This window comes from Methylobacterium aquaticum (genome assembly GCF_016804325.1).
Taxonomy (GTDB): Bacteria; Pseudomonadota; Alphaproteobacteria; order Rhizobiales; family Beijerinckiaceae; genus Methylobacterium; species Methylobacterium aquaticum_C.
In genome coordinates this window covers 1379303-1393280 of the sequence record NZ_CP043627.1, presented here as the reverse complement: position 1 = coordinate 1393280, position 13978 = coordinate 1379303, and the positions used below count along the sequence as shown (strand labels likewise).

The 13978-nt window shown below is 72.0% G+C and carries 12 protein-coding genes; 7 read left to right on the top strand and 5 right to left on the bottom strand.

Features of this window, described 5'->3' with window-relative positions:
- Nucleotides 1-159 precede the first annotated feature (159 nt).
- Nucleotides 160-1401 carry an urea ABC transporter substrate-binding protein gene (locus tag F1D61_RS06110; protein WP_203156936.1) on the bottom strand — a complete coding sequence of 414 codons (1242 nt, stop codon included), beginning with the start codon at nucleotides 1399-1401 and terminating at the stop codon, nucleotides 160-162.
- A 286-nt stretch (nucleotides 1402-1687) separates the two neighbouring features.
- Between F1D61_RS06110 and F1D61_RS06105 the strand changes: the two genes are divergently transcribed.
- From F1D61_RS06105 to F1D61_RS06095, 3 genes are read left to right on the top strand one after another with little or no spacing between them, the layout of a single operon-like run.
- Nucleotides 1688-2737 (top strand): ABC transporter substrate-binding protein, encoded by a 1050-nt coding sequence (locus F1D61_RS06105; RefSeq protein WP_203156935.1) that lies wholly within the window; start codon nucleotides 1688-1690, stop codon nucleotides 2735-2737.
- Between the two features lie 10 nt (nucleotides 2738-2747).
- A complete protein-coding gene (locus tag F1D61_RS06100; RefSeq protein WP_203156934.1) occupies nucleotides 2748-3503 on the top strand; it encodes an ABC transporter permease in 756 nt (251 codons plus the stop codon).
- Nucleotides 3491-4264 carry an ABC transporter ATP-binding protein gene (locus tag F1D61_RS06095; RefSeq protein WP_203156933.1) on the top strand — a complete coding sequence of 258 codons (774 nt, stop codon included), beginning with the start codon at nucleotides 3491-3493 and terminating at the stop codon, nucleotides 4262-4264. The genes F1D61_RS06100 and F1D61_RS06095 overlap by 13 nt, the downstream gene beginning before the upstream one ends.
- Nucleotides 4265-4517: 253 nt before the next feature.
- Here F1D61_RS06095 and F1D61_RS06090 read toward each other — a convergent pair whose 3' ends face one another.
- Together F1D61_RS06090 and F1D61_RS06085 are read right to left on the bottom strand one after the other, a co-directional pair.
- Complete coding sequence (locus F1D61_RS06090) at nucleotides 4518-5876, bottom strand: pentapeptide repeat-containing protein (protein WP_203156932.1); 1359 nt, start codon at nucleotides 5874-5876, stop codon at nucleotides 4518-4520.
- Nucleotides 5877-5878: 2 nt separating this feature from the next.
- Entirely contained in the window at nucleotides 5879-6532 is a 654-nt protein-coding gene (locus F1D61_RS06085) for a GntR family transcriptional regulator (RefSeq protein WP_203156931.1), read from the bottom strand.
- A gap of 113 nt (nucleotides 6533-6645) precedes the next feature.
- Here F1D61_RS06085 and tcuA point away from each other — a divergent pair, with 113 nt between their 5' ends.
- Complete coding sequence (gene tcuA, locus F1D61_RS06080) at nucleotides 6646-8127, top strand: FAD-dependent tricarballylate dehydrogenase TcuA (RefSeq protein ID WP_203156930.1); 1482 nt, start codon at nucleotides 6646-6648, stop codon at nucleotides 8125-8127.
- A gap of 27 nt (nucleotides 8128-8154) precedes the next feature.
- Here the strand turns inward: tcuA and F1D61_RS06075 are convergent, their stop codons facing one another.
- Nucleotides 8155-9045 carry a dihydrodipicolinate synthase family protein gene (locus F1D61_RS06075; RefSeq protein WP_203156929.1) on the bottom strand — a complete coding sequence of 297 codons (891 nt, stop codon included), beginning with the start codon at nucleotides 9043-9045 and terminating at the stop codon, nucleotides 8155-8157.
- A 24-nt stretch (nucleotides 9046-9069) separates the two neighbouring features.
- Entirely contained in the window at nucleotides 9070-9714 is a 645-nt protein-coding gene (locus F1D61_RS06070) for a LysE family translocator (protein WP_203156928.1), read from the bottom strand.
- Nucleotides 9715-10034: 320 nt separating this feature from the next.
- Between F1D61_RS06070 and F1D61_RS06065 the strand changes: the two genes are divergently transcribed.
- The 3 genes from F1D61_RS06065 (at nucleotide 10035) to F1D61_RS06055 (ending at nucleotide 13704) form a co-directional block, all read left to right on the top strand.
- The gene (locus F1D61_RS06065; protein WP_203156927.1) at nucleotides 10035-12194 is read left to right on the top strand and encodes a marine proteobacterial sortase target protein; all 2160 of its coding nucleotides are present in this window, start codon (nucleotides 10035-10037) and stop codon (nucleotides 12192-12194) included.
- Nucleotides 12191-12754: a class GN sortase gene (locus tag F1D61_RS06060; RefSeq protein WP_203156926.1), complete on the top strand. Its 564-nt coding sequence runs from the start codon at nucleotides 12191-12193 to the stop codon at nucleotides 12752-12754. Before F1D61_RS06065 ends, F1D61_RS06060 begins: the two co-directional genes overlap by 4 nt.
- A 155-nt stretch (nucleotides 12755-12909) precedes the next feature.
- Complete coding sequence (locus F1D61_RS06055; RefSeq protein WP_203156925.1) at nucleotides 12910-13704, top strand: helix-turn-helix domain-containing protein; 795 nt, start codon at nucleotides 12910-12912, stop codon at nucleotides 13702-13704.
- The last annotated feature ends 274 nt before the right edge of the window (nucleotides 13705-13978 follow it).

The following is a 13978-nucleotide window of genomic DNA, read 5'->3' as shown; positions in this document are numbered from 1 at the left end:
GCGGAAGCGGAGCCCGGGATCCAGAACCGCAGGTCGTTCAGGAAGAGGCGGGCAGCCGTCCGCTTGATCCTGAACCGTCCGCGGTTCTGGATTCCGGGCTCCGCTTCCGCGGCCCCGGAATGACGCGGAGGGTGGATCATCTGTCCGCGCGATCGATCCTCAGATCGAAATCTCATACTGCTTGTTGTCGCGCGGGTTCTTCACCAGGTTGCACACCGCCGCCGTATCCTGGGGCTTGGCATCCGGATAGGTCTCGCGCACGTCCCATTTCCGGTCCTTGACCGCCGCCAGATAGGCGTTGCGGGTGACGTGATGGGTGGCGTGGTCGATCGTGACCGTGCCGGTCGGCCCGTCGAAGGAGATCCCGGTTTCCAGCGCCTCGGTCACCGCCATCCGGTCGATGGACTTGGCCTTCTTCACCCCCTCGACCCAGAGATGGAAACCTTCGTAGGTCGCCGCCGCCAATTCGCTGATATACGGGATGTTCGGTGCCTGCTTCTTCAGCTTGGCGACGTAGGCGGTGCTCGCCGGGGTCGTCAGTTCCTCGAAATAGCCGTAGGCGCCGAGGATGCCGTTGCTCTCGGCGGCGTTGAGGGTGGTGGGCTCGTTGACGAGGCCGAAGGTGGTCGAGGCGATCGGGATCTGGTCCTTCATCCCGGCCGAGGTCCATTGCCGGTAGAACGCCGTGTGGTTGCCGCCGACCAGCGCCGAGAGCAGCAGGTCGGGCTTCGCCGCCTGGATCTTCGAGATCGTCGGACCGAAATTGGTCACGTCGAGGGGGAAGAAATCGACCGCGACCGTCTCGCCGCCGTGGTCCTTGACGTATTTCTGCATCCACTTGGCGGTGATCTGGCCGTAATTGTAATCGGCGGCGATGACGTAGACCTTCTTGGCGGGCTTCCCGCCCTTGGTCATCGCGTAGGGCACCAGCTTCTCCACCGTCTGGGCCGGGGTGGTGCCGGTGCAGAAGGTGTTGCGGTCGCAGACCCCGCCCTCGTACAGCACGTTGTAGAAGTACAGCACATTGAAGCGGTTGAAGGTCGGGCGGATCGCCTCGCGCGAGGCCGAGGTGATGCCGCCATGGACCACCGCCACCTTGTCGCGCACCGCGAGCTGCTGGGCGTATTGCGAATACATCTGGATGTTCGACTGGGTGTCGTAATGCACCAGCTGCAACGGCCGGCCCAGCAGGCCGCCGGCCGCGTTCACTTCCTCGATGCCGAGCTTCAGGCTCTCGACCATCGGGGCGCCCGACGCCGCGAGCGGGCCCGACTGGTCGTGCAGCGAGCCGACCAGGATCGGCGTCTCGGCTTTGGCCGAGCGGAGCAGGGCGGGCATCGCCAGGGTCGAGAGCGGGACGGCGGAGGCGGTGCGGAGAAGGTCGCGACGAGAAAGGGCCATCCGGGTCCGGGCTCCTGGCTGGTTGGGCCGACGACCGGAGGTTAGAAGAGGCCGGAGGACCGGCGCTGGCCTGGGCTGACCAAAAAATTGGACTGGCCGTGCCATGGCGCGGACCTGCGACGCCCGGGACCGGGCCGGACGTTCTTCTCCACATTCATCCAAAGATAGAAAATTATTCCGTCATACATCGATGATATGGATGATTTTTCTTAAATCGGCGCCGTTCTTGCACTGCGGCAGGAGGATGCCCTAAGCGGAGACGAATTCTCCCCACCAATGGCCGGCCATGACCATCACGCGACGCAGCATCCTTGGGGCAGCCCCGGTTCTGGCGGCCTGCGCCCTGAGTGGCGGCCGGGCCCTGGCGCAAGGATCATCGGTGCAGGGGCGCAGCGCGCCGCTCCGGGTCGGCGTGATCCCGATCCTCGCCGCGGCGCCGATCTATGTCGCCGAGAAGGAAGGCTGGCTGAAGGAGGCCGGGCTGTCGCTCGCCGTCACGACCTTCGAGTCGGGCCCGAACATGATCCAGGCCCTGGCCTCCGGCACCCTCGACGTCTACGTCGCCGGCGTGGCGCCGCTCGGCGTCGCCCGCTCCAAGGGCATCGACGTGAAGGTGGTAGCCGCCACCTCGGTCGAAGAGAACGTCTTCGTCGCCGGCCCCAAGCTCGCCCGCTTCGCCGAGAAGGGCGTCGCCCCGGCCGACGTCTTCAAGCGCTACCGCGAGGCGAACGGCACCCCGGCCCGGGTCGCCACCCAGCCGCTGGGCTCGGTGCCCAACACCACCCTGCAATACTGGCTGTGGGAGGTGGCGAAGGTCGATCCGAAGGACGCGACGATCGTCTCGATGGGCATCGACGCGACGCAGCAGGCGGTGCTCGCCGGTGCGGTCGAGGGCGGGACCCTGCGCGAGCCCGCGGTCTCGATCGTCACCGGCCGCAACCCGGCGATCCGCCTGATGGCGCTTGGCGGCGAGATGTTCCCCAACCAGCCCGGCACCGTCGTCGCCGTGACCCGCGCGCTCCTCGACAAGGAGCCCGACGCCGTGCAGGCGATCGTGACCGGCATCGTGCGGGCGGTCGACCTGATCGGCCGCGAGCCGGACCGCGTCGCGCCGATCATCGAGGGCGCGCTCGGCAAGGGCCTCGTCGACACCGCCACCATCCGCCGGGCGCTCGCCTCCCCGGCGACGCGCTTCACCGCCGATCCGCGCCCGATCGTCGAGCCGACGGCGGCGATGCAGCGCTACCAGGTCAAGATCGGCGCGCTCGACCGCGAGGTGCCCCTCGACGGGCTGTTCGAGCCGCGCTTCTACGAGCGTGCGGTCGCTGGCAAGTAAAGAACGGCCCATGCGATCCCGCCCCGCGGCGGTCCTGCTCCCGCTCCTGGGGCTCGCCGCCTTCTTCGCCCTGTGGGAGGCCGTGCCCCGGCTCGGCCTCGTCAACCCGGCCTTCCTGCCGCCGCCCTCGGTGCTGCCGGAGGCCTTCCTGCGCGAGCTGCGCTCCGGCCAGTGGCTGGCGGCGGTGACCGGGAGCCTCGGGCATTACCTCGCGGGTCTCGGCCTCGGCGTCGGCCTCGGCATCGCCGCCGGGACGCTCACGGGCATGTCGCGCACCGCCGAAGGCCTGACCGCCTGGGTGGTGCGGGTGCTGCGCCCGGTGCCGGGCCTCGCCTGGGTGCCGTTCGCGATCATCTGGTTCGGGGTCAGCCCGGAGGCGGCCCTGTTCATCGTCGCGATCGGGGTGTTCTGGATCGTCTATTTCGCGGCCCACGGGGCGATCCGCGGCGTCGACCGCGACCTGATCGAGCTCGCCGCCGCCTTCGGCTTCCGCTCGGCGCCCGAGCGCCTGGTCACGGTGGTGTGGCCGGCGGCGATGCCCGGCATCCTCGTCGGCGTGCGCACCGCGATCGGGCAGGCCTGGATGGCGGTGGTGGCCGCCGAGATCTTCGGCGTCGCGGGCCTCGGCCAGCGGATGATGCAGGCCTCGACGCTCCTCGCGACCGACATCGTGGTCGTCTACATGCTCACCATGGCGCTGCTCTACGGCGTGTTCGATGCCGGCTTCACCGCCCTCCAACGCTGGATCCTCAGATGGCGGGCCTGATTTCGATCCAGGGCCTCGCCCTCACCTTCACCCGCGACGGCACCCGCACCACGGTGCTGTCGGATCTCGACCTCGACATCGAGCCCGGCGAGTTCCTGGCGATCGTCGGCGCCTCCGGCGTCGGCAAGTCGACGCTCCTGCGGGTCATCGCCGACCTCGTGTGCCCGAGTGCCGGCACGGTCTCGGTCAGCGAGCCCGAACCCGGCCGCCGGGCGGTGGCCCTGGTGTTCCAGGATTCGCGCCTGCTGCCCTGGCGCCGCGTCCTCGACAACGTCGCCTTCGGCCTCGAGAAGCTGCGCCTGCCCCGGGCCGAGCGGCGCCGGCGGGCGCAAGCCGCCCTCGACCGGGTGGGCCTCGGGGCGCTTGCCGGGCGCTGGCCGTTCCAGCTCTCCGGCGGCCAGCGCCAGCGGGTGTCGCTCGCCCGGGCGCTGGCGGTCGAGCCGCATGTGCTGCTGATGGACGAGCCGTTCTCGGCCCTCGACGCGCTGACCCGCGAGAACCTCCAGGACGAGTTGATCCGGCTCTGCCGTGCCTCGGGCCAGACGGTCCTGTTCGTCACCCACGACATCGAGGAGGCGGTCTACCTCGCCGACCGGGTCGTGGTGCTGGCCGGGGCCCCCGGCCGCATCGTCGCCGCGCACCGCATCGCCGAGGCCCAGCCGCGCGGCCGGGCGTCGCCGGAACTGAAGGCGATGACGCAGGTGATCCGGGAGGAATTGGGGGCGGGGGGAGGCCCTCAGGTTCTGCGGGATGCGTCCTGACGGGAGCCGGCTCTCCCGAGTCGCGGAGCGTGTCCGCTTGATTTGCATGATCCGTTCCCACCCTCAACCTCATCCTGAGGTGTTAGTCGATCGTAGATCGACTGACCTCGAAGGAGGGCTCCAGGAGTCACAGTGGTATCTGGAGCCCTCCTTCGAGGCTCATTTCATTCGCACCTCAGGATGAGGTCGCGGTTGGGGTAGAAGAGTCCCTTGGCAAGCGTGGCATGCTGTTCAGTTGAATTTAGCGCCATTGTCACCGCCGCAACCGGTTCCCCAGTACGAACCCGAACAGCCCCATCAGCACGATCCCGGTCCCGCCCTGCACCCCCACGAGCAGGTTGGTCACCCGGCCGACCGGCTTGATGCCGATCTCGGGCGGGTTCGCCGTCATCATGTTGAGGGCGCTGTAGCTCATCAGATCGAGGAGGTTGTAGGTCGCCGCCGTGCCGCCCTCCGGGATCAGGCCGCCGGTGACGCCGTAGAGCCCGCCGAACACCACGATCAGGATCGCGAAGGCGCGGAACAGCCGCGAGAGGCTCTCGCCGTAATCGCACAGCCACTCGACGAAATGGTCGGCGAGCCAGCGATAGCCGTGGCGGAAGATGCCCTTTCGGTCGCGGTCGGCCCAGGCGGCACGGAACAGCGCACCGGCATGGAGGCGGCCCATGCGGCGGCGGCGGCGATAGGCCCAGCCGGCCTCGTCGTGGCTGCCGATGCTCTGGAAATTCTGTTCCAGCGCGAGATAGCTCGCCTTGGCCGCCTCGTACTCGCCGGCCACCTCCTCGCCCACCGCCTCGCCGATCTGGGCGGCGCGAAAGCGGGTGCCGTTGAGCCAGGCGCCGGCAAAGCGCGTGTGGCGCAGGGCGCAGGAGGAGAGGTCGAGCCGCACAAGGGTCGCGGCGGAGAGGTCGGCGCCCGACAGGTCGGCCCCGTCGAGCTTGGCGCCGGTCAGCACTGCGCTGCGCAGGCGCGAGCCGGTGAGCCGCGCCTTGGTCAGGCTCGCGCCCTCGAAATCGGCGTGGGTCAGGTTGGTGTCCGTCAGGTTCACCTCGTCGAGGCGCGCCCCGCGGAACCTGGTGTAGTCGGCATCGGCCCCGGTGAAGTCGGCGCCCCACAGGTCGGCGCCGGAGAAATCCGCGCCGTCCAGCAGGCTGCGGGGCAGGCGGGCGAAGCGTAAGGACGCATCGCGAAAGCTCGCATCCTCCAGCATCGCCTCGGTGAAATCGGCCTGGCCGCCGGCCACCCCGGTGAAGCGGGCGCCGCTGAGATCGGCCCTGCCGAAATCCGCCTCCTCGATCAGCGCGCCGGAAAAATCCGCCGAGCGGGCCAGCGCGCCCGGGAGCCGGGCCCGCTTCAGGGTGGCGCCGGTGAGGTCGGCCTGTTCGAGGTCGCTGCCCGGGATCTCGGCGCCGGCGAGGTTCAGCCCCCGGCGCTCCGCGTCCCACCAGCCCGAACCGTCGGCGAGCGGCGCGAGACGGTCGCGGCTCAGGTTCGCGTCGCGCAGGTCGAGGGGCCGGCCGTCCCGGCACAGGGGGCGGCCGTCCTGCGCCGCGATCTCGGCAAGCAGCGCGTCGGTGCGCGGGTCGAGTTGGGGAATCGGCCGGGTCTCCACCCTCACATCTCCTGGTGCAGGCGGATCCGCGCCTTGAACGCCGCCCGGATATGGGTCCGCGCCGCCGCCTCGGCACCGTCGCCGTCATGGGCGCGGATCCGGGCGACGATCGCCGCATGCTCGTCGATCGCCGCCGCGGCCCGCTCTCCTTGCGCAAGGGTCGTGCCGGAGAGGAGCACGAGCGAGAGCCGCATCGTCTCCAGCGTTCCCTGCAGGAAGCGGTTATGGGCGCAGGCGTGGATCTGGCGGTGGAACAGGCGGTTGGTGCGCGCCAGCGCCGCCGCATCGCCGATCAGGCCCCGGTCGCGCTCGACCATCTCCTCCAGGATCTCGACCTCGATCGCGCTGGCATGGACGGCGGCGAGCCGCGCCGCCGTGCCCTCCAGCACCTCGCGCAGGTCGTAGAGCTCGGTCACCTGTGCGTAGTCGAGCCGCGCCACGCTGGCGCCGCGATGCGGCTCGTGCCGCACCAGTCCCTGCGCCTCCAGCCGGGCCAGGGCCTCGCGCACCGGCGTGCGGCTGATCGCGAAGCGCTCGGCCAGCTCCGCCTCGCGCAGGCGGCTGCCGGGGGGCAATTCGCCCTCCTCGATGGCGCCGAGCAGGCGGTCATAGGCGCTCTGGCCCCCGCGCGGCTCACCCGATCCCCGCTCCGTCATCCCACCCCGTCCTCGAACCTCGCCCGGGATGTGCGCGAGGGCGCGCGCCGCGACAAGCCGGCATTGTTGCATACAGCCGCATACAATGGCATATCGGGTGGCGGAGGAACGCCATGAAAACCGAGTGGGACATCGTCGTCGTCGGCTCCGGCAATGCCGCGATGAGCGCGGCCATCGCCGGGCGCGAGCAGGGCCGCAGCGTCCTGGTGATCGAGAAGGCCGGGCGGGATCTCGCCGGCGGCAACACCGCCTACACGGCGGGCGCGATGCGCTTCGTCTATGACGGCGCCGAGGACCTGCTGCCGCTGCTGGAGGACCCGCACGACCCGCGTCTCCCGAACACCGATTTCGGCGCCTATCCGGCCGAGCGTTTCGCCGCCGACCTCCTGGGCTTCAACGACGGCCGGCCCCTGAGCCGCGAGCAGCAGGCGCTGATCGCCGAGAGCTACGACGCCGTGCGATGGCTCGCCTCGCGGGGGGTGAAGTTCGAGCCGATCTATTCCCGCCAATCCTTCGAGAAGGACGGGCGCCACGTCTTCTGGGGCGGGCTGACGCTGGCGACCCGCGGCGAGGGCCACGGCCTCGCCGAGGCCGAGCGCGCCGCCTTCGAGGCGCTCGGCGGCGAGATCCGCTACGGCTGCGCCGCCGAGGAATTGATCGTCGAGGGCGGCCGGGTCCGCGGCCTGCGCACGAGCACGGGCGAGATCCGGGCGCGGGCGGTGGTGCTCGGCTGCGGCGGCTTCGAGGCCAATGCGGCGATGCGCGAGGAATTCATCGGGCCGGGCTGGGCGGAGGCCAAGGTGCGCGGCACGCCGCACAACCAGGGCGACGGGCTCGCCATGGCGTTCCGCCTCGGCGCCCGTCGCCACGGATTCTACGGCGGCTGCCACGCCACGCCGATGGACCGGTTCACCCCGCCCTACGGCAATCTCGATCTGCCGCATCTCGAGCGCAAGCATTACCGCAAGATCTGCTACTTTCTGGGCGTGATGCTGAATGCCCGCGGCGAGCGCTTCGTCGACGAGGGCAGGGATTTTCGCAACTACACCTACGCCCAGTTCGGCCGCGCCATCATGGAGCAGCCCGGCCACGTCGCCTGGCAGATCTTCGACGCGGCGGTCGATCCGCTGCTCTACAGCGAGTACCGGTTCCACGATGCGCATTTCATCGAGGCCGACACGCTGGATGCCCTGATCGACCGCCTCGACGGCCTCACCGATAAGGCCCAGGCGCGGGCGACGATCGCGGCCTTCAACCAGGCGGTGGACGAGAGCGTGCCCTTCGACCCGACGGTGAAGGACGGGCGCGGCACGAAGGGCCTCGCGCTCCCGAAATCGAACTGGGCGCGGCGGATCGAGGCCGGCCCGTTCAAGGCCTATCCGGTCACCGGCGGCATCACCTTCACCTATGGCGGCGTCGAGGTCGACGGGGACGGGGCGGTCCTGCACGAGAGCGGCGCACCGATCCCCGGCCTCTATGCCTGCGGCGAGATGGTCGGCGGCGTGTTCTTCAACGGCTATCCGGGCGGCTCGGGCCTCACCTCCGGCGTGGTGTTCGGGCGCCGGGCCGGGAACGGGGCGGCGCGGGCCGGCTGAACCCGCGCCGGCCGGACATCGGTGCCTCTACCGGAGGTCGAGCGCCCGGATCACCTCCGCCACCCGCCCCCGCGCCTCCTCGCCGAGCGGCAGGATCGGCCGCGGCGGCACGGCCCGGGTCAGGCCGAGGAGATCGGCGCAGGCATACATGACCCGCAGGCTCGAAGACTGCCGGAACAGCGCCCAGAGCGGTTCGAGCCGGGCATCGAGCCGGCGCGCCTCGGCGGCGTCCCCCCGCTGCACGGCCCGGACGATCGCCACGGCGGCCTCCGGGAACATCCCGGCGACGACGCTGTACCAGGCCTCCGCGCCGGCGAGCATCGCCTCGGTGGCGAGCCAGTCGCCGCTATAGCCCAGCGAGAAGCCCGGCGGCACCGCCGCCCGCAACGCCGCGAGGTGGCCCGCCACCGCCTCCGGTTCCTGCCCCGGGCTCTTCACCGCGACGATGCCGGGCACCCGGCTCAGGCGGCCGATCAGCTCCGGGCCGAACCGGAAATGGGTGGTCGAGGGATTGTCGTAGAGGCAGAGCGGCAATCCGCTCTCCTGCGCCACCGTGACGACATGGGCGAACACCTCGTCGTCGGTGAGCGGCGTGTAGGACACCGCCGCGAGGAGCCCGGCCGCGGCACCGGCCGCCCTCGCGTCCTGGGCCAGCCGCACCGCCTCGTCGGTCCGCAGCGCACCGATGCCGGCCATCACCGGCACCCGGCCGCCCGCCTCGTCGAGGGCCGCCTCAAGCGCCCGGCGGCGCTCCTCGCGGGTGAGGTAGGGATAGGAGCCGGTGCTGCCGAGGACGCCGATCGAATCGACGCCGGCCGCGCATAACCGGGCGACGAGCCGGCGCAGGGCCGGGCCGTCGACGTGGCCCCCGGCATCGGCGGGCGTGATCGGAAAGGCGGAGAGTCCGGTGAAATGCATCGGTGTCGTCCTTGGTCGTGAGCGTCAGGCGGCGGGCCGCCGCGCGAGGGCGAGGCCGGCCCCGAGGGCGATCATCGCGGCACCCGAGGCCTCGCGCAGGCGGCGGACTAGCCCGGGGCGGGCGGCGGCGCCCTTGCGCAGGCGGCTCGCCGCGACGGCGACGGCGAGGTCGGCGAGCGTGTTGAGGCCGACCGAGACGGCGCCGAGCACCACGAACTGAAGCGCGACGCCCCCGGCCGCCGGATCGACGAACTGGGGCACGAAGGCGAGGAAGAACGCCGCGGTCTTCGGGTTCAGGGCCTCGACCAGCACGCCGTCGCGGAAGGCCCGCGCGGCCCCGCCCGAGGGCGCATCGCCCGGGGGGACGGCCACCCCGTCGCGGCGGGCGGCGCGCAAGGTGCGCCAGCCGATCCAGACCAGATAGGCCGCACCCAGCAGCTTCAGCACCGTGAACAGCTCCGCGCTGGCGAGCACGAGGGCGGACACCCCGAGACCGCCCGCCAGGACGTGGACCATGCCGCCGAGGCCCGTGCCGAAGCTCGATGCCACGCCCTCGGCGCGGCCCCCGGCGAGGCTCCGGGCGGCGACGTAGAACAGCCCGGGACCGGGCGTGACGGCGAGCACCAGGGACGCCGCGCAGAACAGGGCGAGGGAGGTCGGATCGGGCATGGGCCACTCGGGGCGATGGGGGCGCCGGCCGGTACCGGGCAAGCGGGGCCATTAGCGGGTCTCCGGCCCATCGCCCACGGCCAGTTCCGCCCCTTCGCGCCGGTCCAGTTGGCGGCGAGCGCTCGACGCCGGCGGCGGACGAACCAGGACGAACCCGGACGGGCCGGCACCGCCACGCCGCGCTCGGGGCTGCGTCCCCCACGTCGGTGCGCACGCGGCCGGAAGGTTGGCGAAGCGTCCCGTGGCGGCAAGGCCCGGCCCGCGCGAGCCTCGGGGTCGGCCGGGTCCCGAACCGGCGGCGCCAACGAGGACGACATCCGATGCTCCGACGCTCCATCTCCGGCCCCCGCTCGATGCCCGAGCCGCTGCCCCGCAACCTCCTCCTCGGCCCGCTCGTCGCAGCCCTGCTCACCGTCCTCGGCGGACCGCCGGCCCGTGCGGAGGAGGGAGGCGGCGGCACCCTGATCCTGCGCCATGGCGGGTCGGCGCCGGTCGAGGCGCCGCGCCTTGCCGCCGATGCGGCCATCGCGGTGAGCGGTCCGACCGCGCGGGCCACGATCACCCAGGCGTTTCGCAACACCACCACGGAATGGGTCGAGGGCACCTACCTGTTCCCCCTGCCGGAGGATGCCGCCGTCGACGCGATGCGGCTCGTGGTCGGCGACAGGGTGATCGTCGCGGACATCCGCGAGCGACAGGCGGCGCGGCGCGACTACGAGGCCGCCCGGGACGAGGGCAAGGCGGCGGCCCTGATCGAGCAGCAGCGGCCGAACCTGTTCACCAACGCGGTCGCCAATATCGGCCCCGGCGAGACCGTAATCGTGCAGATCCAGTACCAGCAGACCGTGCGCCGCTCCGGCGACACCTATTCCCTACGCCTGCCGACCGTCGCCGCCCCGCGCTACAACCCCGCCCCGCCGGCTCTGCTGCCCGCCGCCGATCGTCCCGGCGAGCCCGATCCCGTGCCCGACCGGAACGCCATCTTTGGCCCGGTGCTCGATCCGTCGCGCCACGCTCCGGTCAACCCGCTGACCCTCGCGATCGACCTCAAGGCCGGCTTCCCCCTCGGCAGCGTGGCGAGCGCCACCCACGCGATCACCGTCGAGGCACCCTCCGAAGACGAGCGCCGCATCGCCCTGCGCGACGGCGCCACCGCCGCCGACCGGGATTTCGAGCTGACCTGGACGCCCGCCCCCGGGGCCGCCCCCGCACTCGGCCTGTTCCGCGAGCGCAAGGCCGGCACGCAGACCGTGCTCGCCGTCGTGACCCCGCCCGCCGCCGCGCTCCCGGCCGCCCCGGCGCCGCGGGACGTGATCTTCGTCATCGACAATTCGGGCTCAATGGGCGGCACCTCGATCCGCCAGGCCAAGGCGAGCCTGCTCGTCGGCCTCGACCGGCTGCGCCCGGGCGACCGCTTCAACGTGGTCCGCTTCGACGACACGATGGAGACGGTCTTCCCGGATGTGGTGGCCGCCGATGCGGACCATCTCGCGCAGGCGAAGCGCTTCGTCGCCGGGCTCGAGGCGCGGGGCGGCACCGAGATGCTGGCACCGCTCCGGGCCGCGCTCGAGGACGCCCATCCCGAGGAAACCGGGCGGGTGCGCCAGGTGGTGTTCCTCACCGACGGGGCGATCGGCGACGAGGCGCGGATCTTCCAGGCCGTCGCCGAGGAGCGCGGGCGCACCCGGCTGTTCATGGTCGGGATCGGCTCGGCCCCGAACGGCCACCTGATGCGCCACGCCGCCGAGCTCGGCCGGGGCACCTTCACGCAGATCGCCTCGGTGGCCGAGGTCGCCGACCGGATGCGCGACCTGCTGGTCAAGCTCGAGAGCCCGGTCGTCACCGATCTCGCCGCGACCTTCTCGGAGGAAGCCGAGGTGACGCCCGCGCAGCTGCCGGACCTCTATCGCGGCGAGCCGGTGACGATCGCGGCGCGGATGCGGCCTGCCGAGGGGAGGCCCACTCTGGGGACGCTCACCCTCACCGGCCGGATCGGCGATACGCCCTGGCGCACCGTGCTGGACCTCGACCGGGCGCAGGAGGGGGCCGGCATCGGCAAGGTCTGGGCCCGGGCCCGGATCGGCGAGGCGGAGACCGCACGGATCACCGGGCGGATGACCCCGGAGGCGTCCGATGCGGCGATCCTGCGGCTCGCCCTCGATCACGGCCTGACGACGCGCCTGACCTCGCTCGTCGCGATCGACGCCACCCCGCGCCGGCCGCGCGGCGCCCGCCTCGCGCGCGCCGACCTGCCGCTCAACCTGCCGGCCGGCTGGGATTTCGAGGCCCTGTTCGGCCAGGACGTCCCGCACGACCCGGATCCGATCCTGCACCGGAGGGCCGAGCTGATCCCGGCCGCCGCCCGCGGCATCGCCCTGCCGCAGACCGCGACGGATCACGAGGTCCGGCTGATGCTCGGCGCCGTCCTCCTCGCCCTCGCCCTGCTGCTGCGGATCGGCGGCCGGAGGGTGGCGCGGTGAGGGCGCTCCCGGCCCTCCTGGCCGCCGCCGGCCTCGTCCTCGCGGCGGAGGGCGCCTGGATCCCCGCCAAGGCGGCCCTGGCGCAGGCCCTGCTCGCCCGCGCCTTCGCCCGCAGCCTCGCGGAAGGCGGGCCGGTCCGGCCCTGGCCCTGGGCCGACACCGCCCCGGTCGCCCGCATCGGTTTCCCGAGCCTCGGCGAATCCTACCTGGTGCTCGCCGGGGCGAGCGGGCAGGCCCTGGCCTTCGGGCCGGGACATGTCGAGGGCACGAAGGAGGCCGGCGAGCCGCCGGGGCTTGCGGTCTACGCCGCCCACCGCGACACCCAGTTCCGCAGCCTCGGCCGCCTCGCCCCCGGCGATCCGGTCGAGGTGCAACGGCGGGACGGGCGGATCGTCGCCTTCCGGGTCACCGGGTCCCGGGTCGTGCGCTTTGACCGGTCCGGTCTCGATCCGGACGCGCCGGGGCGGCGCCTCGCGCTGGTCACCTGCTGGCCGCTCGACGCCGTCATGCCGGGCCCCGAACGCCTGGTGGTCGAGGCGACGGAGAGTACCGAACCTTGACGGCGGGGAAGGCGTGCGGTTTCGTGCGGGTTCGTCCGGAACCCGCCCGCATCCCGGGGAGGGGGCGAACGGGTTCGGCAGGAGCCCGCAAGGGTTCGGCAGGAGCCCGCAAGGGTTCGGAAGGAACCCGCCCGGGTTCGGAAGGAACCCGCAGGATGCCGCCCCTCGACGCCGCTCCCGATACCGGCGAGGCCGATCTCCCCGAAGGGCAGAGCCGGGCGGTGGCGGATGCGGTGCGCGAGGCCCTGGCCCGCCGCCGGATGTCGCGCCAGGCCCTGGCGGATGCGGCGCGGATCAGCCTCTCGACCCTGGAGAAGGCCCTGTCCGGCCGCCGGCCGTTCACGCTCGCCACGACGATCCGCCTGGAGGAGGCGCTGGCGACGCCGCTTCGGCAGGCGCCGCCGCGCCGGGAGGCGGCGCCCCGCCCGGCGCCCGAGGCCTTCGGCTCCTATACCCGCGCGGCGGTGGCCTTCCTCGAAGGGCGCTACCTCACGCTCCGGCCGTCCTTCGGGCAGGAGGGCGCGATCTTCGCCTACCGGACCGAGATCGCCTGGGACGCGGACCGCGACCGCCTGGTCTTTCGCGAGGCCGAGCGGATCGACGCGCCCTTCGCCCAGACCGGCACCGTCTCGGTGCCCAACCAGTCGGGCCACGTCTACCTCGTCACCGAGTTTCAGGGGCAGTACCGGCTGGCGATGCTCGGCCGGCCGACCATCCAGGGCGAGATGTTCGGCATCCTGACGACCCTCGTCTCGGGCAGGGGCGCGCAGCTCACGCCCGCCGCGACGCCGCTCGCCCTGGTGCCGGAACGCAGCGTGCCGGACGGCGCGCCATACGGCCGGATCGCCGCCGGCACGCCCTGCGAGCCGGAATATCGCCGGATCCTCGACCGGGTGCGGGACGACGGCTTCGCGGTGTTTCCCGGCTGCGTCCCGGCCGCAGGGAGCTGAGGCCGCCCATTCCGTGGGTTCCGTCTCGCGGACTGTCCGATCGGCCTCCACAGATCTCGAACACACCGCGTCATTCCGGGGCCGCGAAAGCGGAGCCCGGAATGACGAGGAGGGCGTGAAGATTGTCGAGAAAGTCGACCAGGCTCGGAGGTGCAAAGGTGCGATATCGCCTGCTATCTCACACGCGATCGGCGAGAATGGTCGGACCGGCCCCCGCCGGCCTGACTCAGTGCCTGTTTGACTTGCGAAAATTTAGCTGCAACGAACTTTATCA

What these genes read in the sequence shown, in the direction of transcription:
- F1D61_RS06100 (WP_203156934.1), top strand. Translation starts at nt 2,748, where the DNA reads ATGCGATCCCGCCCCGCGGCGGTCCTGCTCCCGCTCCTGGGGCTCGCC.
- F1D61_RS06065 (WP_203156927.1), top strand. Translation starts at nt 10,035, where the DNA reads ATGCTCCGACGCTCCATCTCCGGCCCCCGCTCGATGCCCGAGCCGCTG.
- F1D61_RS06105 (WP_203156935.1), top strand. Translation starts at nt 1,688, where the DNA reads ATGACCATCACGCGACGCAGCATCCTTGGGGCAGCCCCGGTTCTGGCG.
- F1D61_RS06075 (WP_203156929.1), bottom strand. Translation starts at nt 9,045, where the DNA reads ATGCATTTCACCGGACTCTCCGCCTTTCCGATCACGCCCGCCGATGCC.
- F1D61_RS06085 (WP_203156931.1), bottom strand. Translation starts at nt 6,532, where the DNA reads ATGACGGAGCGGGGATCGGGTGAGCCGCGCGGGGGCCAGAGCGCCTAT.
- F1D61_RS06070 (WP_203156928.1), bottom strand. Translation starts at nt 9,714, where the DNA reads ATGCCCGATCCGACCTCCCTCGCCCTGTTCTGCGCGGCGTCCCTGGTG.
- F1D61_RS06055 (WP_203156925.1), top strand. Translation starts at nt 12,910, where the DNA reads ATGCCGCCCCTCGACGCCGCTCCCGATACCGGCGAGGCCGATCTCCCC.
- F1D61_RS06095 (WP_203156933.1), top strand. Translation starts at nt 3,491, where the DNA reads ATGGCGGGCCTGATTTCGATCCAGGGCCTCGCCCTCACCTTCACCCGC.
- F1D61_RS06110 (WP_203156936.1), bottom strand. Translation starts at nt 1,401, where the DNA reads ATGGCCCTTTCTCGTCGCGACCTTCTCCGCACCGCCTCCGCCGTCCCG.
- tcuA (WP_203156930.1), top strand. Translation starts at nt 6,646, where the DNA reads ATGAAAACCGAGTGGGACATCGTCGTCGTCGGCTCCGGCAATGCCGCG.